At 42.3% G+C, this 23,755-nt stretch carries 28 protein-coding genes; all 28 read left to right on the top strand.

Annotated elements, in window-relative coordinates:
* The first annotated feature begins 298 nt into the window (after positions 1-298).
* The 28 genes from rplJ (at position 299) to rpmD (ending at position 23,712) form a co-directional block, all read left to right on the top strand.
* Entirely contained in the window at positions 299-829 is a 531-nt protein-coding gene (gene rplJ / locus GKR92_00560; protein QMU60261.1) for a 50S ribosomal protein L10, read from the top strand.
* Positions 830-892: 63 nt separating this feature from the next.
* Positions 893-1,270 carry a 50S ribosomal protein L7/L12 gene (gene rplL, locus GKR92_00565; protein QMU60262.1) on the top strand — a complete coding sequence of 126 codons (378 nt, stop codon included), beginning with the start codon at positions 893-895 and terminating at the stop codon, positions 1,268-1,270.
* Positions 1,271-1,364: 94 nt separating this feature from the next.
* Positions 1,365-5,450 carry a DNA-directed RNA polymerase subunit beta gene (gene rpoB, locus GKR92_00570; GenBank protein QMU60263.1) on the top strand — a complete coding sequence of 1,362 codons (4,086 nt, stop codon included), beginning with the start codon at positions 1,365-1,367 and terminating at the stop codon, positions 5,448-5,450.
* 74 nt (positions 5,451-5,524) lie between these two features.
* Positions 5,525-9,793, top strand: coding sequence for a DNA-directed RNA polymerase subunit beta' (rpoC, locus tag GKR92_00575; GenBank protein ID QMU60264.1), 4,269 nt, complete (start codon positions 5,525-5,527; stop codon positions 9,791-9,793).
* A 205-nt stretch (positions 9,794-9,998) separates the two neighbouring features.
* Positions 9,999-10,373, top strand: a complete 375-nt coding sequence (rpsL, locus tag GKR92_00580; GenBank protein ID QMU60265.1) for a 30S ribosomal protein S12 — start codon at positions 9,999-10,001, stop codon at positions 10,371-10,373.
* An 80-nt stretch (positions 10,374-10,453) separates the two neighbouring features.
* A complete protein-coding gene (rpsG, locus tag GKR92_00585; GenBank protein QMU60266.1) occupies positions 10,454-10,924 on the top strand; it encodes a 30S ribosomal protein S7 in 471 nt (156 codons plus the stop codon).
* A gap of 18 nt (positions 10,925-10,942) precedes the next feature.
* Entirely contained in the window at positions 10,943-13,042 is a 2,100-nt protein-coding gene (gene fusA / locus GKR92_00590) for an elongation factor G (protein ID QMU60267.1), read from the top strand.
* 62 nt (positions 13,043-13,104) lie between these two features.
* A complete protein-coding gene (gene tuf, locus GKR92_00595; protein ID QMU60268.1) occupies positions 13,105-14,295 on the top strand; it encodes an elongation factor Tu in 1,191 nt (396 codons plus the stop codon).
* A 71-nt stretch (positions 14,296-14,366) separates the two neighbouring features.
* The gene (gene rpsJ, locus GKR92_00600; protein QMU60269.1) at positions 14,367-14,681 is read left to right on the top strand and encodes a 30S ribosomal protein S10; all 315 of its coding nucleotides are present in this window, start codon (positions 14,367-14,369) and stop codon (positions 14,679-14,681) included.
* 298 nt (positions 14,682-14,979) lie between these two features.
* A complete protein-coding gene (rplC, locus tag GKR92_00605; GenBank protein ID QMU60270.1) occupies positions 14,980-15,711 on the top strand; it encodes a 50S ribosomal protein L3 in 732 nt (243 codons plus the stop codon).
* Between the two features lie 21 nt (positions 15,712-15,732).
* Entirely contained in the window at positions 15,733-16,338 is a 606-nt protein-coding gene (rplD, locus tag GKR92_00610; protein ID QMU60271.1) for a 50S ribosomal protein L4, read from the top strand.
* Complete coding sequence (rplW, locus tag GKR92_00615; protein QMU60272.1) at positions 16,335-16,631, top strand: 50S ribosomal protein L23; 297 nt, start codon at positions 16,335-16,337, stop codon at positions 16,629-16,631. The genes rplD and rplW overlap by 4 nt, the downstream gene beginning before the upstream one ends.
* 16 nt (positions 16,632-16,647) lie before the next feature.
* The gene (gene rplB / locus GKR92_00620; protein QMU60273.1) at positions 16,648-17,475 is read left to right on the top strand and encodes a 50S ribosomal protein L2; all 828 of its coding nucleotides are present in this window, start codon (positions 16,648-16,650) and stop codon (positions 17,473-17,475) included.
* Positions 17,476-17,528: 53 nt separating this feature from the next.
* Positions 17,529-17,798, top strand: coding sequence for a 30S ribosomal protein S19 (gene rpsS, locus GKR92_00625; GenBank protein ID QMU60274.1), 270 nt, complete (start codon positions 17,529-17,531; stop codon positions 17,796-17,798).
* 5 nt (positions 17,799-17,803) lie between these two features.
* Positions 17,804-18,136, top strand: a complete 333-nt coding sequence (gene rplV / locus GKR92_00630; protein ID QMU60275.1) for a 50S ribosomal protein L22 — start codon at positions 17,804-17,806, stop codon at positions 18,134-18,136.
* 74 nt (positions 18,137-18,210) lie between these two features.
* A complete protein-coding gene (gene rpsC, locus GKR92_00635) occupies positions 18,211-18,924 on the top strand; it encodes a 30S ribosomal protein S3 (protein ID QMU60276.1) in 714 nt (237 codons plus the stop codon).
* A gap of 18 nt (positions 18,925-18,942) precedes the next feature.
* The gene (gene rplP, locus GKR92_00640; protein QMU60277.1) at positions 18,943-19,356 is read left to right on the top strand and encodes a 50S ribosomal protein L16; all 414 of its coding nucleotides are present in this window, start codon (positions 18,943-18,945) and stop codon (positions 19,354-19,356) included.
* Positions 19,357-19,358: 2 nt separating this feature from the next.
* Positions 19,359-19,553, top strand: coding sequence for a 50S ribosomal protein L29 (rpmC, locus tag GKR92_00645; protein QMU60278.1), 195 nt, complete (start codon positions 19,359-19,361; stop codon positions 19,551-19,553).
* 80 nt (positions 19,554-19,633) lie between these two features.
* The gene (gene rpsQ, locus GKR92_00650) at positions 19,634-19,897 is read left to right on the top strand and encodes a 30S ribosomal protein S17 (protein ID QMU60279.1); all 264 of its coding nucleotides are present in this window, start codon (positions 19,634-19,636) and stop codon (positions 19,895-19,897) included.
* A 2-nt stretch (positions 19,898-19,899) separates the two neighbouring features.
* Positions 19,900-20,268, top strand: a complete 369-nt coding sequence (rplN, locus tag GKR92_00655) for a 50S ribosomal protein L14 (GenBank protein ID QMU60280.1) — start codon at positions 19,900-19,902, stop codon at positions 20,266-20,268.
* A gap of 53 nt (positions 20,269-20,321) precedes the next feature.
* The gene (rplX, locus tag GKR92_00660) at positions 20,322-20,639 is read left to right on the top strand and encodes a 50S ribosomal protein L24 (protein QMU60281.1); all 318 of its coding nucleotides are present in this window, start codon (positions 20,322-20,324) and stop codon (positions 20,637-20,639) included.
* Between the two features lie 11 nt (positions 20,640-20,650).
* Complete coding sequence (gene rplE / locus GKR92_00665) at positions 20,651-21,190, top strand: 50S ribosomal protein L5 (protein QMU60282.1); 540 nt, start codon at positions 20,651-20,653, stop codon at positions 21,188-21,190.
* A gap of 30 nt (positions 21,191-21,220) precedes the next feature.
* The gene (rpsN, locus tag GKR92_00670; protein QMU60283.1) at positions 21,221-21,526 is read left to right on the top strand and encodes a 30S ribosomal protein S14; all 306 of its coding nucleotides are present in this window, start codon (positions 21,221-21,223) and stop codon (positions 21,524-21,526) included.
* Between the two features lie 42 nt (positions 21,527-21,568).
* Entirely contained in the window at positions 21,569-21,964 is a 396-nt protein-coding gene (gene rpsH / locus GKR92_00675; GenBank protein QMU60284.1) for a 30S ribosomal protein S8, read from the top strand.
* A 44-nt stretch (positions 21,965-22,008) separates the two neighbouring features.
* Positions 22,009-22,536: a 50S ribosomal protein L6 gene (rplF, locus tag GKR92_00680; GenBank protein ID QMU60285.1), complete on the top strand. Its 528-nt coding sequence runs from the start codon at positions 22,009-22,011 to the stop codon at positions 22,534-22,536.
* 53 nt (positions 22,537-22,589) lie between these two features.
* Positions 22,590-22,943, top strand: a complete 354-nt coding sequence (gene rplR, locus GKR92_00685) for a 50S ribosomal protein L18 (protein QMU60286.1) — start codon at positions 22,590-22,592, stop codon at positions 22,941-22,943.
* A 53-nt stretch (positions 22,944-22,996) separates the two neighbouring features.
* Positions 22,997-23,503 carry a 30S ribosomal protein S5 gene (gene rpsE, locus GKR92_00690; protein QMU60287.1) on the top strand — a complete coding sequence of 169 codons (507 nt, stop codon included), beginning with the start codon at positions 22,997-22,999 and terminating at the stop codon, positions 23,501-23,503.
* A 26-nt stretch (positions 23,504-23,529) separates the two neighbouring features.
* The gene (rpmD, locus tag GKR92_00695) at positions 23,530-23,712 is read left to right on the top strand and encodes a 50S ribosomal protein L30 (protein ID QMU60288.1); all 183 of its coding nucleotides are present in this window, start codon (positions 23,530-23,532) and stop codon (positions 23,710-23,712) included.
* Positions 23,713-23,755: the final 43 nt, after the last annotated feature.

Below are 23,755 nucleotides of genomic sequence, written 5' to 3' on the forward strand. Positions count from 1 at the left end.
ATAGAAATTGAAATATATAAAAGTAACTGTAGTTGCTTTTATATATAAGTAATTGGGTGTTGTTTCTAGATTATTGAATTAAGAAACAACCGTCCAAGACCGTAGGTGCAGCATCATATGGGTGTTGCTTAATGAGGAGGCTCAGCCTGCGTAGACTGTGTACCCCAAATCAGGAACATAAATTCCTGAGTTGGTTGCACTGTAAGGGGAATGCATTGATTGGTCTTTTGAAAAGGCTAAATCGCATTCATGTTTTTATAAACACCTTGTGTGTATTGTTAACTCAGAGGACCCCATTGTGGCCTTACAACTTGAACAAAAGCAGGCGATCGTATCCGAAGTCTCGCAAGTTGCAGCTGATGCGCATTCTGCTATCGCAGCAGAATACCGTGGACTAACCGTTGGTGAACTAACTGAATTGCGTGCTAAGGCGCGTGAAACAGGCGTTTATCTAAAAGTCGTAAAAAACACTCTAGCCAAACGTGCCTTAGAAGGTACGCCATATGAGTGTATGCGCGATGGTTTGGTTGGTCCGCTAGTGTTGGCGTTTTCGCAAGAAGACCCCGGTTCTGCGGCAAGACTTGTGAAAGATTTTGCGAAACAAAACGATTTGCTTGCGGTAAAGATGATCTCCATTGGTGGAGAGTTATTAGATGTTTCAGAACTAACGAAGTTATCTAGCTTACCAACTAAAGATCAGGCAATTAGTTTGCTTATGGCTGTTATGAAAGCGCCAGTTGAGAAATTTGTGCGTACTCTTAATGAGCCGCATGGAAAACTGGTTCGGACTATTGCTGCGGTGAGAGATCAAAAGCAATCTGCTGATTAATGGTTAAAGTTAAGTTTTAAGCGTTATTGATTTGGGTAATTATTTTTAATTTAGGAGTAGAAAATGGCTGTTTCAAAAGAAGACATACTTGAGACGATTTCAGAAATGAGCGTAATGGAAGTGGTAGATCTAATCTCTGCTATGGAAGAAAAGTTTGGTGTATCTGCAGCAGCAGCTGTAGCAGCAGCACCTGCAGCTGGCGGTGACGCCGGTGCAGCAGCAGAAGAGAAGACTGAGTTTGATGTTGTAATGAGTAGTTTTGGTGGCAACAAAGTTGCTGTCATTAAAGTCGTTCGTGCAGTTACTGGTCTTGGCTTGAAAGAAGCAAAAGAAATGGTAGAAGGTGCGCCTTCAACTGTTAAGGAAGCAGCAACGAAAGACGAAGCTGAAGATATCAAAAAGCAATTGGAAGAGGCTGGCGCAGCTGTAGAGCTCAAGTAGTTGCTACTAGCGTTAGTGTTTAATTTTGCCAAACAACGTATTCATGCGTTGTTTGGTTATATTTGTGTCTGCATTTTGACCACGGGGTAATTCCATGGCGTATAGCTATACCGAGAAGAAAAGAATTCGCAAAGATTTTGGCAAACGTCCTGAAATCTTAGCTGTTCCATATATGTTGCAAATACAACTGGCTTCCTATCGCCGGTTTTTGCAAGAAGATGCTACGAAAGAAGATCGTCAGACTTCTGGCTTGAATGGTGCGTTTGGCTCCATTTTTCCAATCATAAGTTATTCCGGTAATGTTGAACTGCAGTATGTAAGTTATCGTTTAGAAGAGCCGGCGTTTGAGGTAAAGGAATGCCAGCTGCGTGGATTGACTTATAGTGCTCCTTTGAAGGTGCTGTTGCGTCTTGTTATCTATGATAAAGATGCGCCTGCAAGTGCTAAGAAGGTTAAAGATGTAAAAGAGCAAGAAGTGTACATGGGCGAATTGCCGCTTATGACGGACACCGGTGCGTTTGTTATTAATGGCACAGAACGGGTAATTGTTTCTCAGTTGCATCGTTCTCCAGGAGTGTTCTTTGATCACGACAAAGGTAAGACGCACTCTTCAGGCAAGCTTTTATACTCTGCTCGAGTGATTCCATACCGTGGCTCATGGTTGGACTTTGAATTTGACCATAAAGATTGCTTGTTTGTACGCATCGATCGACGTCGAAAACTACCTGCATCTATCCTGTTGCGTGCGATTGGTTACAGTAGCGAAGAAATTCTATCGATGTTCTTTGAAACTAATACCGTAAATATTACGGATAAAGGGTTCATTCTTGATTTAATACCAGAGCGACTACGTGGTGAAATTGCACCGCTTGATATTAAAGCTGGCGGGAAAGTAATTGTTGAGGCGGGTCGTCGGATTACTGTGCGTCATGTGCGTAAGATTGAAAAGGCAAATATAAAAACTTTGGAAGTGCCGGTTGAATACTTATTAAATAAATTTTTAGCGAAAGATTTAGTTGATACCGATACTGGCGAGTTAGTTTGTAAAGCAAATGATGAATTAACTGAAGAAAATATTGAAAAGATTCTAGAGTCATCTGTTGATGTGTTGGAGTTGTTGTATACCAATGACATTGATAGAGGACCATATATCTCATCAACGATAGGCATTGATCCTTCTAGTAATGCATTAGAAGCGATGGTGGAAATCTATCGCATGATGCGTCCTGGCGAGCCGCCGACTAAAGAGGCTGCGCAAAATTTATTTCAGAATTTATTCTTTGCGCCAGAACGTTATGACTTATCGCCTGTAGGTCGAATGAAGTTTAATCGACGCGTTGGACGTGAAGAGCAAACAGGGTCAGGTATTTTAAATAATGACGACATCTTAGATGTCATGAAAGTGCTGATTGATATCCGTAATGGTAATGGCATTGTTGATGATATCGATCACCTTGGTAACCGACGTGTGCGGTGCGTAGGTGAAATGGCAGAAAATGCTTTCCGTGTTGGTTTAGTGCGTGTTGAGCGTGCCGTTAAAGAGCGTTTAACCTTGGCAGAGTCTGAAGGTTTAATGCCTCAGGAAATGATTAATGCTAAGCCAGTTGCAGCAGCGATTAAAGAATTTTTCGGTTCTAGTCAGTTGTCGCAATTTATGGATCAAAACAATCCATTATCTGAAATCACCCACAAGCGTCGTATTTCAGCATTAGGCCCAGGCGGATTAACACGTGAGCGAGCAGGTTTTGAAGTGCGTGACGTACATCCAACTCATTATGGTCGGGTATGTCCGATTGAAACTCCTGAAGGTCCAAATATTGGATTAATTAATTCGCTAGCCATTTTTGCACGTACTAATGACTATGGTTTCTTGGAGACACCTTATCGCAAAGTAATTAACGGCAAGGTTACCGATGAAATTGAATACCTTTCTGCAATTGAAGAAAGTCAGTTTACCATTGCGCAAGCCAATGCGCCGTTAGATGAAAAAGGTAAATTTGTAAATGAATTGGCGTCGGTAAGACACTTAAATGAATTTTCATTAGCGACCACTGAAAAAGTGGAATACATGGATGTATCGCCGAAACAGATTGTTTCGGTAGCAGCAGCATTGATTCCATTCTTGGAGCACGATGATGCGAACCGTGCATTAATGGGTTCAAATATGCAACGCCAAGCGGTGCCCACATTGCGCGCAGAAAAACCACTGGTTGGAACCGGTATTGAGCGTGCAGTTGCGATCGATTCAGGCGCAGCATTATCTTCACGCCGCGGTGGAGTTGTGGATTCGGTTGATGCTGGCCGTATCGTGGTTCGCGTTAATGATAAAGAAACAGAAGCGGGTGAGCCTGGCGTAGATATTTACAATCTCACTAAATATATTCGTTCAAACCAAAACACATGTATTAATCAAAAACCTTTGGTGCGCCCGGGTGATGTAATTGCGCGTGGCGATGTATTAGCAGACGGACCATCAACAGATTTAGGCGAGTTGGCTTTAGGCCAAAATGCGTTGGTTGCGTTCATGCCATGGAATGGATACAACTTTGAAGATTCGATTCTTATTTCAGAGCGTGTAGTTGAAGAAGACCGTTTTACAACAATTCATATTGAAGAGCTGACGTGTGTGGCTCGTGATACCAAGCTTGGCTCCGAAGAAGTTACAGCAGATATTCCAAATGTGAGTGAAAACTTGTTAGCCAAGTTGGATGACTCGGGAATAGTTTATGTAGGTGCTGAAGTAAAGCCAAGTGATATATTGGTAGGCAAGGTTACCCCTAAGGGTGAGACGCAGCTTACTCCTGAAGAAAAGCTTCTAAGGGCTATTTTTGGTGAGAAGGCTTCTGATGTAAAAGATACTTCATTACGCGTGAAGTCTGGTATGGAAGGTACGGTAATTGATGTGCGAGTATTTACTCGTGACGGCGTAGAAAAAGATAAGCGTGCCTTGCAAATTGAAGAAGCAGAAGTTGAGCAAGTACGTAAAGATCTAAATGACCAATTACGTATTTATGAGGCTGACATTTATTCGCGTATTGAGCGTTTAATTACTAATAAAGTAACGGATGGTGGACCAGATGAATTGGCTGCAGGTTCTAAAGTAACTAAGGCGTATCTAGATGGTCTAGAGCGTGAGCGATGGTTTGAAATTCGCATGCAGAATGAAGATGTAAATGCTCAATTAGAAAAGCTTGCTACGCAGTTAAAAGAACAGCGCGAATCATTTGACCAACGCTTATTAGCTAAGAAGGAAAAAATCACTCAAGGTGATGATTTAGCGCCAGGCGTGTTAAAGATGGTTAAGGTTTATATTGCGGTAAAACGTCGCATGCAACCAGGCGACAAGATGGCGGGCCGCCATGGAAACAAGGGTGTTGTTTCTATGATTGTACCGGTCGAAGACATGCCGCATACAGAAGATGGTACGCCAGTAGATATTGTATTGAATCCATTAGGTGTTCCTTCACGAATGAACGTCGGTCAGGTTCTAGAGATACATTTGGGTTGGGCGGCTAAAGGCTTGGGCTTGAAGATTGATGGCATGCTGAAGAAGAATGGAGATGTGCAACAGCTGCGCTCATTCCTGGATGAAATCTACAATAAAGATGAAGGTATATCCGTAGATCTTAATGAATTCAATGATGATGAAATCATGAACATGTCGAATAACTTGCGTACTGGTGTACCAATGGCTACCCCAGTATTTGATGGTGCGCAAGAATCAGAAATTAAACGCATGCTGAAACTTGCTGATCTGCCTGAAGATGGTCAAACCCTTTTGTGGGATGGGCGTACAGGAGAATCGTTTGAGCGCAAAGTAACGGTTGGTTACATGCATATGTTGAAATTGAATCACTTGGTTGATGACAAGATGCATGCACGTTCAACCGGTCCTTATAGCTTGGTTACACAACAGCCTCTTGGCGGTAAAGCACAGTTTGGTGGTCAGCGATTCGGAGAAATGGAAGTCTGGGCGCTTGAGGCCTATGGCGCTTCTTACACCTTGCAGGAAATGCTAACGGTTAAGTCGGATGACGTTACCGGTCGAAACAAGATGTATAAGAATATTGTTGACGGTAATCATAGTATGGATGCCGGTATGCCAGAATCGTTTAATGTATTGATGAAAGAGATTCGTTCTCTTGGATTGAATATAGACTTTGAGCAAGAAAAGTTTTAACGATAAAGTTTAAAAGTATTTGTTATTTAAGTTGCAACTAAGATTGCATTAAAGACGTAGTTACTGGAGATGTAATGAAAGACTTACTTAGTTTATTAAAGAATCAAGGTCAGGTAGAAGATTTTGATTCGATTCGTATTGGCTTAGCTTCGCCTGACATGATTCGTTCATGGTCGTATGGAGAAGTTAAAAAGCCAGAGACGATAAACTACCGAACTTTCAAACCTGAACGTGATGGTTTGTTTTGCGCAAAAATATTTGGTCCTAATAAAGACTATGAATGTTTATGTGGTAAGTATAAGCGTCTTAAACATCGTGGCGTGGTATGTGAAAAATGTGGTGTTGAAGTAACGCTTACTAAAGTGCGACGTGAGCGCATGGGCCACATTGAATTAGCCAGTCCTGTTGCGCATATTTGGTTTTTGAAATCTCTGCCTTCGCGTATTGGTCTTTTGTTGGATATGACCTTACGTGACGTAGAGCGCATTCTTTATTTTGAAGCATTTGTGGTGGTTGACCCTGGTATGACAGGTCTTGAGCACAAGCAGCTTCTTTCTGATGACACCTTCCTTGAAGCGATTGAAGAGTATGGTGATGAGTTCGATGCGCGTATGGGTGCAGAAGCGATTCTAGACATGCTTAAGCAAGTTAATTTGGAAGAGCAGGTTGTTGAGCTGCGTGATGAAATAAAAGAAACGCGCTCGGAGGCGAAACTTAAGCGCTTGTCTAAGCGTATTAAGTTAGTTGAGTCGCTACTAGAATCAGGTAATAAGCCTGAGTGGATGGTATTAACCGTATTACCAGTATTGCCGCCAGATTTACGTCCATTGGTACCTTTGGATGGCGGTCGCTTTGCGACTTCAGATTTGAATGATTTATATCGTCGCGCTATTAACCGTAATAATCGTTTAAAAAGGTTATTGGAGTTAAATGCTCCTGACATTATCGTGCGCAATGAAAAACGCATGTTGCAGGAGGCGATTGATGCATTGTTAGATAATGGTCGTCGCGGTCGCGCCATTACCGGCACCAATAAGCGCGCACTGAAATCTCTTGCCGATATGATAAAAGGTAAGCAAGGTCGTTTCCGTCAAAACTTATTAGGCAAACGTGTTGACTATTCGGGTCGTTCAGTAATTGTTGTAGGGCCAACCTTACGCTTGCAACAGTGTGGGCTACCGAAAAAAATGGCGTTGGAATTATTTAAGCCATTTATCTTTAGTAAATTACACATGCGTGGTATTTCGCCTACCATTAAGGCATGTAAAAAAGTCGTAGAAAAAGAAGGTCCTGAAGTTTGGGATATTCTAGAAGAAGTGATTCGTGAGCATCCAGTGATGCTTAATCGTGCACCAACGCTACATAGATTAGGCATTCAAGCATTTGAGCCGACTCTTATTGAAGGAAAAGCAATTCAATTGCACCCTCTAGTATGTGCGGCATTTAATGCTGATTTTGATGGCGACCAAATGGCTGTGCACGTGCCGTTATCTATAGAAGCTCAGCTTGAAGCTCGCGCATTAATGATGTCTACCAATAATATTCTGTCACCTGCGAATGGTGAACCGATTATTGTTCCGTCTCAAGATATTGTATTGGGTCTTTACTATCTCACGCGTGAAAAAGTTAATGTTCCGGGTGAGGGCATGATTTTTGCAGATGTTGAAGAAGCAGAACGCGCATATGAGAATCGCAAAGTTCATTTGCATGCAAAAGTGAAAATTCGTGTTGATGATTATGATATTGATGAGGATGGCAAGGGTACTCCAATTCGTAGAATTATAGAGACTACAGTGGGGCGCGGTATTTTGTCGCAAGTGCTGCCAAAAGGCTTGGAATACGAATTAGTAAATCGTGATATGAATAAGCGTGCAATTTCAAGTTTGTTAAACGCTTGTTATCGACGTGTAGGATTAAAGGACACGGTTATATTTGCAGATAAACTGATGTACACCGGGTTTAAATTTGCAACGCGTTCGGGCGTGTCGTTCTGTGCAGATGATATGGTCATACCTTCTGAAAAACAAACTATCTTGGCAGAAGCAGAAAATGAAGTGAAAGAAATTGCTTCACAGTATTCATCTGGTTTAGTAACCAAAGGTGAGCGCTATAATAAAGTAATTGATATTTGGTCACGTACTAATGATCAAGTTGCCAAAGCGATGATGGATAGCTTAGGTCACGAAGAAGTGGAAGATGCTGAGGGTAAAATTGTAAAGCAAGATTCCTTCAACTCAATTTATATGATGGCTGACTCTGGAGCGCGGGGTTCCCCGGCACAGATTCGCCAGCTCGCAGGTATGCGCGGATTGATGGCAAAACCTGATGGTTCGATTATTGAAACACCGATAACTGCGAACTTCCGTGAAGGATTGAATGTATTGCAATACTTCATCTCAACACACGGTGCGCGTAAAGGCTTAGCCGATACTGCTCTTAAAACGGCTAACTCTGGATACCTGACACGTCGTTTGGTCGATGTTTCGCAAGATTTAGTAGTTACTGAAGATGATTGCGAGACAACAAATGGTTTGTTACTTACTCCAATTATTGAGGGTGGCGACGTAGTGCAGACTTTACCTAGCAGGGTGCTTGGAAGGGTGACTGCAGAAGATGTGATGGATGTTAAAGGCAAAGTAGCGGTACCAGCTGGAACATTCTTGGACGAAGCATGGGTAGATAGGTTTGAAGAAATTGGTATTGACGAAGTTAAGGTGCGCACCCCTATAACTTGTGATACACGTTATGGTGTTTGTGCATCGTGTTATGGTCGCGACCTTGCACGTGGACATCTAATAAATATGGGTGAGTCAGTTGGTGTAATTGCAGCGCAATCGATTGGTGAGCCTGGCACACAGTTAACCATGCGTACTTTCCATATTGGTGGTGCGGCGAGTCGTGCAGCCTCTGCAAGTGATATCACGATTAAATCTACCGGTACGATACGTATGCACAATATTAAACTTGTGCAACATAAAAATGGCCACAATGTTGCGGTATCGCGTTCCGGTGAAATCGGTATTATCGATGACCAAGGTCGTGAAAGAGAGCGTTATAAGATTTCCTATGGGGCAACCATTTCTGTAAATGATGGTGATAGTGTTACATCGGGACAAGTTGTAGCGACTTGGGATCCGCACACCCATCCGATCATTACCGAGGTTGCGGGCCAAGTTCATCTTACGGACTTTGCTGAAGGCGTGACGGTTGAATCATTTACAGATGAAGTAACCGGTTTAAGTTCCACCGTAATTTCAGATCCAAAGAGTCGCCCTGCTGCGGGTAAAGACTTGCGACCTTCACTTAATTTATTAGATAAGAATGGCGAACCTCTAACCTTCACAGGTACTGAGATTCCAGCGCAATATATTTTGCCGCCAGGCGCATTGGTTAATTTGCAAGACGGTAATTCAGTGGATGTGGGTGATGTGATTGCGCGCATTCCACAAGAATCTTCTAAGACTCGTGATATTACCGGTGGTCTTCCACGTGTTGCTGATTTGTTTGAAGCGCGTAAACCGAAAGAGCCAGCGGTATTAGCAGAACAAACCGGAACGGTAAGTTTTGGTAAGGATACAAAAGGTAAAGAACGTTTAGTTGTAACTGATGAAGAAGGTGAGTCAACTGAAGTGTTGATTCCTAAGTGGAGACAAATCAATGTGTTCGAGGGTGAGCATGTTGAAAAAGGTGAAGTTGTTGTTGACGGCGAACTTAACCCACATGATATTTTGCGCTTATTGGGTGTAACCACACTTGCTGAGTATTTGGTTAAAGAAATACAAGATGTATACCGACTTCAAGGCGTAGGTATTAATGACAAACACATCGAGGTTATTTCAAGACAGATGTTGCGTAAAGCGGAAATAGTTGATCCGGGAGATACTAATTACTTGCGTAATGAGCAGGTTGAAAAATCGCGTTTATTAGATATCAATGACAAATTAGAAGCTGAAGGTAAGCAACCAGCAACCTATAATCCCGTATTGTTAGGTATTACTAAAGCATCTTTGGTTACTGAATCGTTTATTTCTGCAGCATCATTCCAAGAGACTACTCGCGTGCTTACCGAGGCATCGGTTAGAGGCTCAAGAGATATGTTGCGCGGCCTAAAAGAGAACGTAATTGTGGGCCGTTTAATTCCATCTGGTACGGGTCTGGCTTATCACGAGAAGCGCCGTTTAGACTCATTGGCGAACATGGCGTCATCTGATGAGGACCAAGAAAAAACGGCAATGCCGTCAGAAGCGATGATGGAAGAGGCATTGGCAGAAGAGCTGACTAATGCAGAGGCAAATGCTGAAACAAGTAGCGCAGGAGAAGAGAGTCCCTCAGCTGAAGGCTAAATTAGCTCTAGCTATTGTAGGAGAGGGATCAAAACAGGTTCTTAATGGGTATAAACCTATAAGAGGCAATGTATTTCAATAATTAAAGCAAGGGTTTGCTTGACAGTGTAGCTGCGGATTTCTACAATTCCGCGGCTACACACAGGCCGATGTTTCATCGGCCTGTGTTTATTTTGCCCCATGCTAATTTAAAGTAGAAAATTTTATGGCAACAACGAATCAATTAGTACGTAAACCGCGTAAACGCAAGGTGGAAAAAAGTAATGTTCCTGCCTTGGCAAGCTGTCCACAAAAACGTGGAGTATGTACACGTGTGTATACCACTACTCCTAAGAAGCCTAACTCAGCATTGCGTAAAGTCGCACGTGTGCGCTTAACCAATGGCTTTGAAGTAACAAGTTATATCGGTGGTGAGGGGCATAATCTACAAGAGCACTCTGTAGTATTAATTCGCGGTGGTCGTGTAAAAGATTTGCCTGGTGTTCGTTATCACACCGTACGTGGAAGTTTGGATACACAAGGTGTGTCAGATCGAATGCAAGGCCGTTCTAAGTACGGTACTAAAAAACCTAAAGCTTAGGGAAGTCTAAGTCTTAAACCACGAACCGTTCCCGTTCATTAACTAAACTAATCGAAAAGATTTATAAAGAGTAAGTTGCCATGTCGCGTAGAAGAGAAATACCAAAAAGAGAAATATTACCTGACCCGAAATTTGGTGATCTACTAGTTGCTAAATTTGTAAATATATTGATGAAGCACGGTAAAAAATCCACCGCTGAGAAAATTCTTTATTTAGCATTTGATAGTGCAAGTAGTAAAAGCGGGCAGGATGGATTAGAGGTATTTAAAAAAGCACTTGAGAATGTGCGTCCTTTTGTAGAGGTAAAATCACGTCGTGTCGGCGGTGCGACGTACCAAGTTCCTGTGGAAGTTCGCCCAGTACGCCAAACCACATTGGCAATGCGCTGGATAATCGAAGCAGCGAAAAAGCGCGGTGAGAAATCTATGATTAACAAGTTGGCGGGTGAGTTAGTGGATGCATCTGAACAAAAAGGTTCAGCAATGAAGAAACGTGAAGAAACTTTACGCATGGCCGAAGCTAACAAGGCCTTTTCTCATTATCGTTGGTAGCGTGAGTAGTATCTTCTCATGGCGCGCAAGACCCCAATCTCGCGGTACCGTAATATCGGTATCATGGCGCACATTGATGCAGGCAAAACTACAACAACAGAGCGTGTTCTTTTTTACACGGGAATATCGCACAAAATAGGTGAAGTTCATGACGGTGCCGCTGTCATGGATTGGATGGAGCAAGAGCAAGAGCGCGGAATAACCATTACTTCTGCAGCAACCACTTGTTTTTGGAACGGAATGGCAGGTCAGTTCGACCAGCACCGTATTAACATTATCGACACCCCTGGGCACGTAGATTTTACTATTGAAGTGGAGCGATCATTACGTGTGCTGGATGGTGCATGCGCTGTTTTTTGTGCGGTAGGTGGAGTCGAGCCGCAATCGGAAACGGTATGGCGCCAGGCCAATAAGTATCATGTGCCACGTATGGCATTTGTGAATAAGATGGATCGAACTGGCGCAAATTTTTTGCGCGTGGTGGAGCAAATTCGTGAACGACTTGGTTCGCATGCGGTGCCGATTCAGTTAGCGATTGGTGCAGAAGAAAACTTTCAGGGTGTGGTTGACCTGGTCAAGATGAAAGCGGTCTATTGGAATGAGGCTGATCTTGGTGCCACCTTTGAAGAGAAAGAAATACCGCCAGACATGATGGAAGAATGTCAAAAATGGCGTGAGGAAATGGTAGAAGCTGCAGCCGAGTCCTCAGAAGAGATTATGGATAAGTACTTAGAAGAGGGAACCTTATCAGTGGATGATATTCGCAAGGGATTGCGCCACCGAACATTAGCCAACGAAATCGTACCGACCTTATGCGGTTCAGCGTTTAAAAATAAAGGCGTGCAAGCGATGTTGGATGCGGTAATTGATTATATGCCGTCACCCATTGATGTACCGGCCATTCAGGGTATTTTGGATGACGGTAAGGAAACGGAGGCTGAAAGAAAGTCTTCGGATGAAGAGCCGTTTGCTGCGTTGGCTTTTAAGATTGCAACGGACTCTTATGTAGGCGCCTTAACCTTTTTTAGAGTCTACTCGGGTGTAATGAAATCTGGAGATTCAGTTTATAACTCCATTAAAGGAAAGAAGGAGCGTGTAGGGCGAATATTGCAAATGCATGCCAACTCACGTGAAGAGATTAAAGAGGTGCGTGCAGGAGATATTGCTGCAGCCGTTGGTTTAAAAGATGTGACCACGGGAGAAACGCTGTGTGATTCAAAACATGTCATCAAGTTAGAACGTATGGAGTTTCCTGAGCCGGTGATTTCAGTTGCGGTGGAGCCAAGGACGGTGGCCGATCAAGAAAAGATGGGTGTTGCGTTGCAAAAGTTAGCGCAAGAAGACCCTTCTTTTCGGGTGAAGACGGATGAAGAATCAGGGCAGACGATAATTTCCGGGATGGGAGAGCTGCACTTAGATATTATTGTTGACCGCATGAGGCGTGAATTTAGTGTTGAAGCAAATGTGGGTGCACCACAAGTTTCGTATCGTGAATCCATTAGCACGAGTGTTGATCATGAAAGTAAATTTGTGCGACAGTCTGGTGGAAAAGGCCAATATGGACATGTGTATTTACGCATTGAGCCACAGCCACAGGGTGGTGGATTTGAATTTGTAAATGAGATTAAGGGTGGTGTAGTGCCTCGTGAATATATACCTGCCGTAGAGAAGGGTGTAAAAGAGGCGCTGGATAACGGGGTAATCGCTGGTTATCCGGTTGTTGATGTCAAAGTGACTTTATACGATGGTTCATTTCACGAAGTGGACTCATCAGAAGTGGCGTTTAAAATAGCTGGCTCAATGGGTTTTCGTGAGGGAATGCAGAAAGCAGATCCTGTGTTGTTAGAGCCGATTATGAAAGTGGAAGTAGTTACACCCGAAGAATACATGGGTGATGTGGTAGGTGATCTTAATCGTCGCCGAGGCATGGTAGGTGGAATGGAAGAAAGTCCTTCGGGCAAAGTGATACGTTCCGAAGTGCCATTGTCAGAGATGTTTGGTTATGCGACGGATTTGCGTTCAGCCACTCAAGGTCGTGCGACCTACTCAATGGAATTTGATAAATATAAAGAAGTTCCTAATAAGCTTTCTGACGGTATGATTAAAAAGAATTTTTAATAAGTTTGTAAAATATTTGTTGTAAATTATGGATCTAGATATCTTTTGTGAGGTAAAAGAAAATGTCGAAAGAGAAGTTTGAGCGTAATAAGCCGCATGTGAATGTGGGCACGATCGGTCACGTAGACCATGGCAAGACCACCTTAACGGCGGCGTTAACTAAAGTGATGGCCGAGGCCCAAGGTGGCGAATTCAAAGCCTATGATCAGATTGACAATGCTCCGGAAGAGCGCGAGCGCGGCATCACCATTGCAACGGCTCACGTAGAATACGAAAGCACGAATCGCCACTATGCACACGTAGATTGTCCGGGACACGCGGATTACGTAAAGAACATGATTACCGGTGCAGCGCAAATGGACGGAGCGATTTTGGTATGCAGTGCTGCCGACGGCCCGATGCCACAAACGCGTGAGCACATCCTTCTTGCACGACAAGTCGGTGTACCGTACATCCTGGTATACATGAACAAAGCCGATCAAGTGGATGACGCCGAATTACTTGAATTAGTAGAAATGGAAATCCGAGATCTACTCTCTACCTACGAATTCCCAGGCGACGACACTCCGATTGTGATCGGATCAGCGCTTAAGGCCCTAGAAGGCGACACCTCCGATATCGGTGTACCGTCGATTATCAAACTCGTAGAAGAAATGGATGCTTTCATTCCAGAACCAGTGCGTGCGATCGAAGGTGACTACCTCATGCCGGTGGAAGACGTATTCTCCATCTCAGGACGTGGCACCGTAGTAACCGGTCGTATTGAGCGTGGTGTAGTGAATGTAGGGGATGAAATTGAGATTGTAGGCATCAAAGAGACCGCCAAGACCACCTGTACCGGCGTGGAAATGTTCCGCAAACTACTGGATCGTGGAGAAGCGGGTGACAACGTAGGGGTATTACTACGTGGCACCAAGCGTGAAGAAGTGGAACGCGGGCAAGTGCTGTGTAAGCCTGGTAGCATCAATCCTCACACCAAATTCGAAGCGGAAATCTACATTTTGAGCAAAGAAGAAGGTGGGCGTCATACCCCATTCTTCAACGGCTATCGTCCCCAGTTCTACTTCAGAACTACCGACGTGACCGGCGCATGTGAACTTCCTGCAGGGACCGAGATGGTCATGCCGGGTGATAACGTACAAATGACCGTGACCATGATTGCCCCGATTGCGATGGACGAAGGCTTACGCTTTGCGATCCGTGAAGGTGGGCGTACCGTAGGTGCTGGTGTCGTGGCCAAAATTATTGAGTAAGGATCATTGAATAGAGATTGTTTGCAAAAACGTTAAATTAGAGTATTCATTAAAACCGAAGAGTAAAGAGCATGGCAGCAGGACAAATAATACGTATACGCTTGAAAGCGTTTGATCACAGACTGATTGATCGCTCAGCGACCGAGATCGTTGAAACGGCTAAGCGAACTGGTGCGAGGGTAAAAGGGCCGATTCCGTTACCCACAAAAAAGGAACGCTTTACGATCCTGATTTCTCCACACGTGGATAAAAACGCTCGGGATCAGTATGAAATTCGTACACATAAACGCATCATGGACATTGTTGAGCCTACGGATAAAACGGTAGACGCGCTAATGAAGCTGGATTTAGCAGCAGGTGTAGATGTGCAAATTAAGCTGAATTAAGCGGTCTTTTGACACAATCAAGAATAGACGGTAATAACACCGAAAATAGTACGAAAATATTGAGAAAATATAGCTTATTGAGTAGAGAAAATGGTTTTCTAACACGCTGATTTTTGTGATAATGCACGGCTTACTACGGCCCGGCTATGAGGTAACTCATGCCGGGCCTTGGTTATCCAGGAATAGGGAAATCATTAACAACCATGATTCTTGAATATGTGTTCAGAGCATATGTTCGGCTTCATAAGCTTGGGCCAAAATTAATAGGCAAGATAAATTAGGCAAGTAATACAAAATTATGTCATTAGGTTTAATAGGTAAAAAAGTAGGTATGACGCGCGTCTTTACAGAAGCGGGTGTATCGGTGCCAGTGACAGTAGTGCATGCGCCTGCTAATAGAATTACGCAAGTGCGTACACCAGAAACGGATGGCTATCATGCTGTACAAGTGACGTATGGAGACAAAAAACCTTCAAGAATAAATAAACCTATTTCTGGTCAGTATGCAAAAACAGGAGTTAAAGCCGGACGAGGCTTAAGCGAATTTAGATTAGAGGCCACTCCAGCTGCCAATGCATATGATGGGCTAAAAGTGGGAACAGAAATAAATGCAGCATTATTTTCGGTTGGACAAAAAGTTTCCGTTGCAGGAGTAAGTAAAGGTAAAGGATTTGCTGGTCCAGTAAAACGTCATAACTTTCATATGCAAGATGCAACGCACGGCAATTCAATTTCGCATCGTGCACACGGTTCAACGGGTCAATGTCAAGATCCAGGCCGTGTATTCAAAGGTAAAAAAATGGCCGGCCACATGGGTAGCGAGCGTGTGACCACAAAAAATTTAGAAGTCGTTCAGATTGATACCGAAAAAGATTTGTTACTAATTAAAGGCGCAGTTCCCGGTGCACCAGGTGGTGATGTAATTGTTAAGCCTGTTGTAGCAAGTGAAATCAATCTTCCTACTGATGAAGAACCAGTTAACGAGCAAGAAACAGCAGCACAAGATGCGGTTGCCAGCACAGAAGAATAACCAGAGTCTTAAGAAATTATCATGAAACTATCACTTGCTAACTCTAAAGCTACTGTAAATGTGTCAGATGATATATTTGCACGTGAGTATAACGAAGATTTAGTGCACCAAGCAGTCACGGCATACCTAGCTGGAGGTCGCCAAGGTACTAAAGCAAATAAAAGCCGCAGCGATGTAAGAGGTGGTGGCGCAAAGCCGTGGCGTCAAAAAGGTACCGGCCGTGCTCGTGCGGGTACATCAAGCAGTCCAATCTGGCGTTCAGGTGGTGTTACCTTTGCAGCTAGACCAAGAAACTATAAGCAAAAATTAAATAAAAAAATGGTGCGTGCAGCCTACGCATCAATATTTTCTCAATTGGTTCGTCAAGACCGAATGCAAGTTGTTGATGCATTCGCAGTAACCGAGCCAAAGACAAAACAAGCTTTAGAGCTTTTGGGTAAACTTTCTGTTACTTCTGCATTAATTATTACTGAAGAAGCAGATAAAAATTTATATTTGTCAGTGCGTAATTTGCCGCATGTGGATGTAACTGAAATTGGCGGTTTAGACCCTGTTAGTTTAGTTAAGTATGAGCATGTAATTGTCACCAAAGATGCTCTAGGCGCTATCGAGGAGTGGTTGCAATGAATCAAGAACGTCTATTGACCGTTTTACTTGGTCCACATATCTCAGAAAAGACTTCTATTGCAGCTGATAAAAATAATCAGCATGTTTTTAAAGTGATTCGTGGCGCAAAAAAACCAGAAATTAAAAAAGCAGTTGAAAAGTTGTTCGACGTTAAAGTTGCTGCGGTGAATACCATAAATATGAATGGTAAGAAGAAACGTTTTGGTCAGCGAGCTGGTAAACGTTCGGATTGGAAAAAAGCAATAGTGACACTAGAGGCTGGCCACGATATTGATTTTGGTGGATTTGAGTAAATAAAGAACTAACGTTATGGCATTACAGAAAGCAAAACCAACTTCACCAGGACGCAGATTTGTAGTTAAGGTCACTACACCTGGTTTATATCAGGATGGACCTTATAAGCCGCTTTTGGATGAAAAGCGTAGAACGGGTGGTAGAAATAATAATGGTCGAATTACCACAAGGCATCGTGGTGGTGGCCATAAACAGCGTTATCGCATTGTTGATTTCAAACGCAATAAAGATGAAATAGCAGCGAAAGTTGAAAGATTAGAGTATGACCCAAATCGAAGTGCGCATATCGCATTATTGAAATATGCAGATGGTGAGCGTCGCTACATCATTGCGCCTAAGGGTCTGCAGGTAAATGATGAGGTAGTTTCAGGTGTTCAAGTTCCAATTAAGGTTGGCAATACATCGCAGATTCGCAACATACCAGTGGGAACTATTGTTCATAACATTGAGATGAAGCCTGGTAAAGGTGCGCAGATTGGTAGAAGCGCAGGTGCTGCCATTCAAATTATTGCCCGCGAAGGTAACTATGCAACCTTGCGTTTACGTTCTGGTGAAATGCGCAAAATTTTATCTGAGTGTCGTGCGACGATCGGTGAGGTAGGTAACGCAGAACATAATTTACGTAAGTTAGGTAAAGCGGGTGCCAAGCGTTGGCGAGGTGTGCGTCCAACCGTTCGTGGTGTTGCGATGAATCCAGTTGATCACCCACATGGTGGTGGTGAGGGTAGAACGTCAGGTGGTAGACATCCAGTGTCTCCGTGGGCGATGCCAACTAAAGGTTATAAGACTAGAAAGAATCATCGAACGGATCGTTTAATTGTGCGTCGCCGAAATAAAAAGTAAAGCGTAAGAAATAGACGTACAAGAAATAACTAAATATTTATAGAGATAGACAAATGCCAAGATCGTTACGTAAAGGACCTTATATAGATCATCACTTGATGAAGAAGGTTGAAGTGGCAGCAGCCAATAATGATCGCAAGCCAATTAAAACTTGGTCGCGACGATCTTTAGTTGTGCCCGATATGGTGGGTTTAACCATTGGTGTGCATAACGGCCGTGTACATGTACCAGTTTTAATAAGTGAAAATATGGTAGGCCATAAGTTGGGTGAGTTTGCAATCACACGTACATTTAAAGGTCATTCTGGAGATCGTAAGGCATAATCGTAATGGAAGTTTCAGCTAAATTAACCTTTATAAGAATTGCACCGCAAAAGGCTCGTCTTGTGGCAAATCAAGTTCGTGGTCAAAAAGTAGATCGCGCATTAGGAATTTTAAAGTTCAGTCAAAAGAAAGGCGCTGTATTAATTAAGAAGGTGCTTGAGTCTGCAATTGCGAATGCTGAGCATAATGAAGGTGCAGATATTGATGAACTTAAGGTTTCAAAAATATGTGTGGATGATGGTCCAACGCATAAGCGTTTTAGAGCGCGAGCGAAGGGTCGTGCGGCAAAAATTTTGAAGCGTACTAGTCATATTACTGTTGAAGTCAGTGACAGTTAAATTATTAAATAACGAGAAGTTTTATGTGCAAAACCACTACATTGTTAACTCTAAACGAAGGTAAGTGCTAGATCATGGGTCAAAAAGTACATCCAACTGGAATGCGTTTAGGAATATCCACCGAATGGACATCAAGGTGGTATGCAGAAGGTAGAGACTATGCAGAATTTTTGCAGAGTGATTTAGAAATACGTGAATATTTAAAAAAGAAATTATCGCAAGCGTCGGTTAGTCGAATTCAAATTGATCGTCCAGCTAAAGCTGCTTTTATTACTATTCACACTGCGCGTCCTGGGATCGTTATTGGTAAGAAGGGCGAGGATATAGAGGCACTTCGTAAGGAAGTGGCACGCAGAACTGGGCTTAGCGTAAATAATGTAAAGATTAATATTGAAGAAATTCGTAAGCCAGAAATTGATTCGCAACTTGTTGCAGAAAGCATCGCGCAGCAATTAGAGCGTCGCATCATGTTTAGACGTGCAATGAAGCGTGCGGTTAGTAATGCAATGCGCTTAGGTGCATTGGGTGTAAAAGTGAATGTCGGCGGCCGTTTAAATGGCGCAGAGATTGCACGCAGTGAGTGGTATCGAGAAGGTCGTGTGCCTCTACATACTTTGCGAGCCAATATTGATTATGGATTTGCTGAAGCGTTAACCACTTATGGGATTATTGGTATTAAAACCTGGATATATAAGGGTGATGTATTTGATTTAAATGCAAAAGAAAACGAAGACACTGCTGATAAGAAACAAACAGCAGCTAAAAAACCAAAACAAAAAACAAATTAATACAAATAAATACTAGTCATGCTACAACCTAAACGTACAAAATTTCGCAAACAATTTAAAGGCCGCAATCGTGGTCTTGCGTTGAATGGTAATAAGGTTAGTTTTGGAGAATATGGTTTAAAGGCTACAGCACGTGGTCGTATTACTGCACGTCAAATAGAAGCGGCCCGACGTGCCATGACACGCCATGTAAAACGTGGCGGAAAGATTTGGATTCGAATATTTCCAGATGTGCCAGTTACTAAAAAACCTCTAGAGGTTAGACAAGGTAAAGGTAAGGGTAATGTTGAATATTGGGTAGCAAAGATTCAACCAGGGAAAATGTTATATGAAATGGAAGGCGTAGATGAGGTGACTGCACGTGAAGCATTTAAACTTGCAGCTGCTAAGTTGCCAATTAAAACTACCTTTGTTTCGCGTACGGTAATGTGATCATGAAAGTTGAAGAATTAAGAAGTAAATCAGTTAAAGAGCTTGGTTCTGAGTTGCTTGAGTTGCGCAAAGAGCAGTTTAACTTACGAATGCAAAAAGGTGTTGGTCAAGCAACACGCGTACATCAGTTTAAGTTAAACAAGAAAGATATTGCACGCGTAAAAACGATTATGAATGAGAAATTATCTCAGAAATAGTTTTTAAAAATTTACTAATGAAAGTATAAGAAATCATATGCAAATGCTTAATATAAATATCTTGTCGTTGAGAGTACCAAATGTCTGAAGAAAAGAAGATACGCACTCTGCAGGGCAAAGTTATTAGTGACAAGATGGATAAGTCCGTCACGGTCTTGTTAGAGCGCCAAGTGAAGCATCCGTTATATAAAAAATATATTCGGCGTTCAACTAAATTACATGTGCATGATGAAAATAATGAGTGTTCGATTGGTGACATGGTATCGATCCGCGAATGCCGACCTTTATCTAAAACTAAATCTTGGACTTTAGTTGAAGTTATAGAGACAGGTGCTGAGGTCTAGTTATGATTCAGATGCAAACAACGTTGGAAGCAGCAGACAACAGTGGTGCACGCAAATTAATGTGTATCAAGGTGCTTGGTGGTTCGCACAGACGTTATGCCAGAATTGGCGACGTTATTAAAGTTAGCATTAAAGATGCCATTCCACGTGGCAAAGTTAAAAAAGGTGAAGTGTATAACGCAGTTGTTGTGCGTACAGCAAAAGGTGTTAGACGCACTGATGGTTCATTGATTCGTTTCGATTCAAATGCTGCTGTATTGTTGAATGCAAATTTACAACCTATTGGCACACGTATATTTGGACCGGTAACACGTGAATTAAGAACTGAAAAGTTTATGAAAATTATTTCTTTAGCGCCCGAAGTGCTTTAGAGAAAATATAATAAAGACAATTTAAGTCAGATTATTTAAAGAAGTACATAGATATGCACAAGATACATAGAGGCGATGATGTGATCGTTATCGCTGGTAAAGATAAGGGCCGGCGCGGAACGGTTTTGAAAGTGCTAAACGATAAACGTGTTGTGGTGGAAAGCATCAATATTGCTAAGAAGCATCAAAAGCCGAATCCGAATGCTGGTGTTTCAGGTGGCATCGTTGAGCGCGAAATGCCGCTCGATATATCTAATGTAATGGTGTTTAACCCAACCACCAACAAGGGTGATCGAATTGGCTATAAGTTTCTTAAAGACAATCAAAAAGTACGCTTTTTCAAATCGAATGGCGAAGTGGTCGACGTATAGAGATTAACAATATGGCTCGTTTACAAGAATTTTACAATGAAACTGTTCGTGACCAGCTAATGGATAAGTTTAGTTTCAAGAATGTTATGCAAGTGCCTCGCATTGAAAAAATCACACTCAATACAGGTGTGGGTGAAGCAGTGCGCGACAAAAAACTAATTGAAAAAGTTGTTTCTGATATGGAGCAGATTGCAGGCCAAAAAGTTGTGGTTACTAAAGCGAAAAAATCAATTGCAGGGTTTAGTATTCGCGATGAATATCCAATTGGTGTAAAGGTTACCTTGCGTAAAAAACGAATGTATGAGTTTTTAGACCGCCTAATTAGTATTGCGATCCCTCGTATTCGAGATTTTAGAGGCATGAGCGCCAAAGCATTTGATGGGCGTGGAAACTACAGTCTTGGTATAACTGAGCAGATTATTTTTCCAGAAATTGATTACGATAAAATTGATGCACTTCGTGGAATGGATATTGCCATTACAACCAGTGCAAGAACAGATGAAGAAGCCAAGGCTTTGTTAGAAGCCTTTAGTTTCCCATTTAGAAAATAATTATATTAGATTTAAAACTGAGATTTATTTATGGCTAAGCTTTCAATGGTTGCACGCGATACGAAGCGTGAAAAAGAAGTGAATCGTTGTGCGAAAAAACGTGCTGTGTTAAAGGCAATTATTAAAAGCCCGACGACTAGTTACGAAGAAAAAGAAGCTGCGGTATTACAGCTACAAAAGTTACCTAGGGATGCTAGCCCGGTTCGAATGCGCAACCGATGTAGTTTGACTGGTCGATCTAGAGGTTATTACAGTAAATTTGGCTTAGGTAGAAATAAATTACGCGAAGCTGCAATGCGTGGTGATGTTCCAGGCTTAGTTAAGGCCAGTTGGTAAACATAATTTTAAGTGCTGTTAGATAAAGATTAAGGAAGCATTATGAGTATGAGTGATCCCATTTCCGATATGTTAACGCGTATTCGTAATGGACAAGGCGCAAACAAAGTTACCGTTGATGTACCTTCGTCTAATGTTAAGCAAGCGATAGCGAAAGTACTTAAGGATGAAGGTTTTATAGAAGATTTCTCGGTAAGTAAAGAGGGTGTGAAGTCAACGATAGTTGTAACACTTAAGTATTACATGGGTGAGCCAGTAATTTCTAAAGTTCAGCGTGTGAGTCGTCCTGGTCTTCGTACTTATAAAAGCGTAGATGAACTTCCACGAGTCATTGGTGGAATGGGTATTGCAATTATTTCGACTTCTAATGGTGTGATGAGTGATCGTGCAGCAAGAGCTGCGGGGCATGGTGGTGAAGTGCTTTGCACAGTTGAGTAATAGTTGAGTTAAAACGAATTAATATTTAAAGATTAAGAATATATATGTCACGAATCGCTAAACAACCAGTTTTAATTCCTTCGGGAGTAGACGTGAAACTTAATGGCCAACACTTGGCAGTTAAGGGTTCTAAAGGTGAGATGTCTATGAATATCCACGAAGATGTGAGTGTGGAATATGGTGACAACGAAATTAATGTTCAGCTTGAGAAGACAAAAAATATAGCTATGGCTGGAACCATGCGATCGCTGATTAATAATATAGTGGTTGGTGTAACTGATGGTTTCGAGAAGAAGTTAGAGCTAGTGGGTGTTGGTTATCGAGCACAAGCTAAAGGTAAAACCTTGAATCTAAATTTAGGTTTTTCGCACCCGGTGAATTATCCAGTTCCTGAGGGCGTTAAAGTAGAAACACCAAGTCAGACAGAAGTTGTGATTAGTGGTGCTGATAAACAAAAGGTCGGTCAAGTAGCTGCTGAGATACGTGCCTATAGACCGCCGGAGCCATACAAAGGTAAGGGTGTTAAATATGCTGATGAACGAATTGTACGTAAAGAAGCTAAAAAGAAATAAGTAAGAAAAAGTAAAAAAGCTGAAATAAATAAGAGTTAGTTAATACGATGAAGATGAATAAAACAAAATCGCGACTGCGCAGAGCGCTTAGAACACGCAGTAAAATTGCTGAGTTATGTGTGCATCGTTTAAGTATTCATCGTACCTCTAAACATATCTATGCACAGGTAATTGCGCCTACTGGTGATCAAACACTAGTTGCTGCATCTTCTGTTGAGCCAGAAGTGCGTGGTGCTATTAAGTACAGTGGCAATGTGGATGCTGCTAAAGCCGTTGGTGAAAAAATTGCCCAACGTGCAAAAGAAAAAGGTATTGAGTCTGTTGCTTTTGATCGTTCAGGGTTTAGATACCACGGACGTGTTAAAGCGCTCGCTGATGCAGCGCGTGAAGCTGGACTTAAATTCTAAGTAAAAGATTAATTTTAATTACTAAATATAAGAGCAACTAGGTCTAAGAGAATATGGCTGCAAACGAACCAGCAAGAATATCAGACGGTCTCGAAGAGAGATTGGTTTCAGTTAACCGCGTAGCGAAGGTGGTTAAAGGCGGCCGTCAATTTGGTTTTACTGCATTAACGGTTGTTGGAGATGGTAACGGTAAGGTGGGTGTTGGTTACGGTAAAGCGCGTGAGGTTCCTCTAGCTATTCAAAAGGCGATGGAAAAAGCACGTAAAGATATGAAACAAGTTCCTATTGTTGATGGAACTTTGCATTACCAAGCGATCGGTATTCATGGCGCAGCTAAAGTTTTTATGAAACCTGCTTCAGTGGGTACAGGTATTATTGCAGGTGGAGCGATGCGTGCAGTTTTTGAAGTGGTTGGTGTTAAAAATGTGTTGTCTAAATGTATTGGGTCTAGAAACCCAATTAACGTGGTTAAAGCAACCATTGATGCGTTAAACAGTATGCAATCGCCAGACTATATTGCTGCAAAGCGCGGAAAGACAATTGAAGATGTATTGTCGTAAGCCCTAAAATTATAGATGTATAAATTATGAGTAAGCAATTAAAAGTTACGCTTGTTAAGAGTTTGAATGGCCGTTTGGCTGCTCATAAAGCTTGTGCGCGAGGATTAGGGATTCGACGAATCCATAATCCAGTAAATGTTATAGATACGCCTGGTAATCGCGGCATGATTAACAGAATTAGTTACATGCTCAAAGTTGAAGAAGCGTAGTCGAATTGGTTTAGTTCAATAGTTAAATAAGACAAGAAACATA

The organism is Gammaproteobacteria bacterium (assembly GCA_014075255.1).
Classification (GTDB): Bacteria; Pseudomonadota; Gammaproteobacteria; order UBA4575; family UBA4575; genus JABDMD01.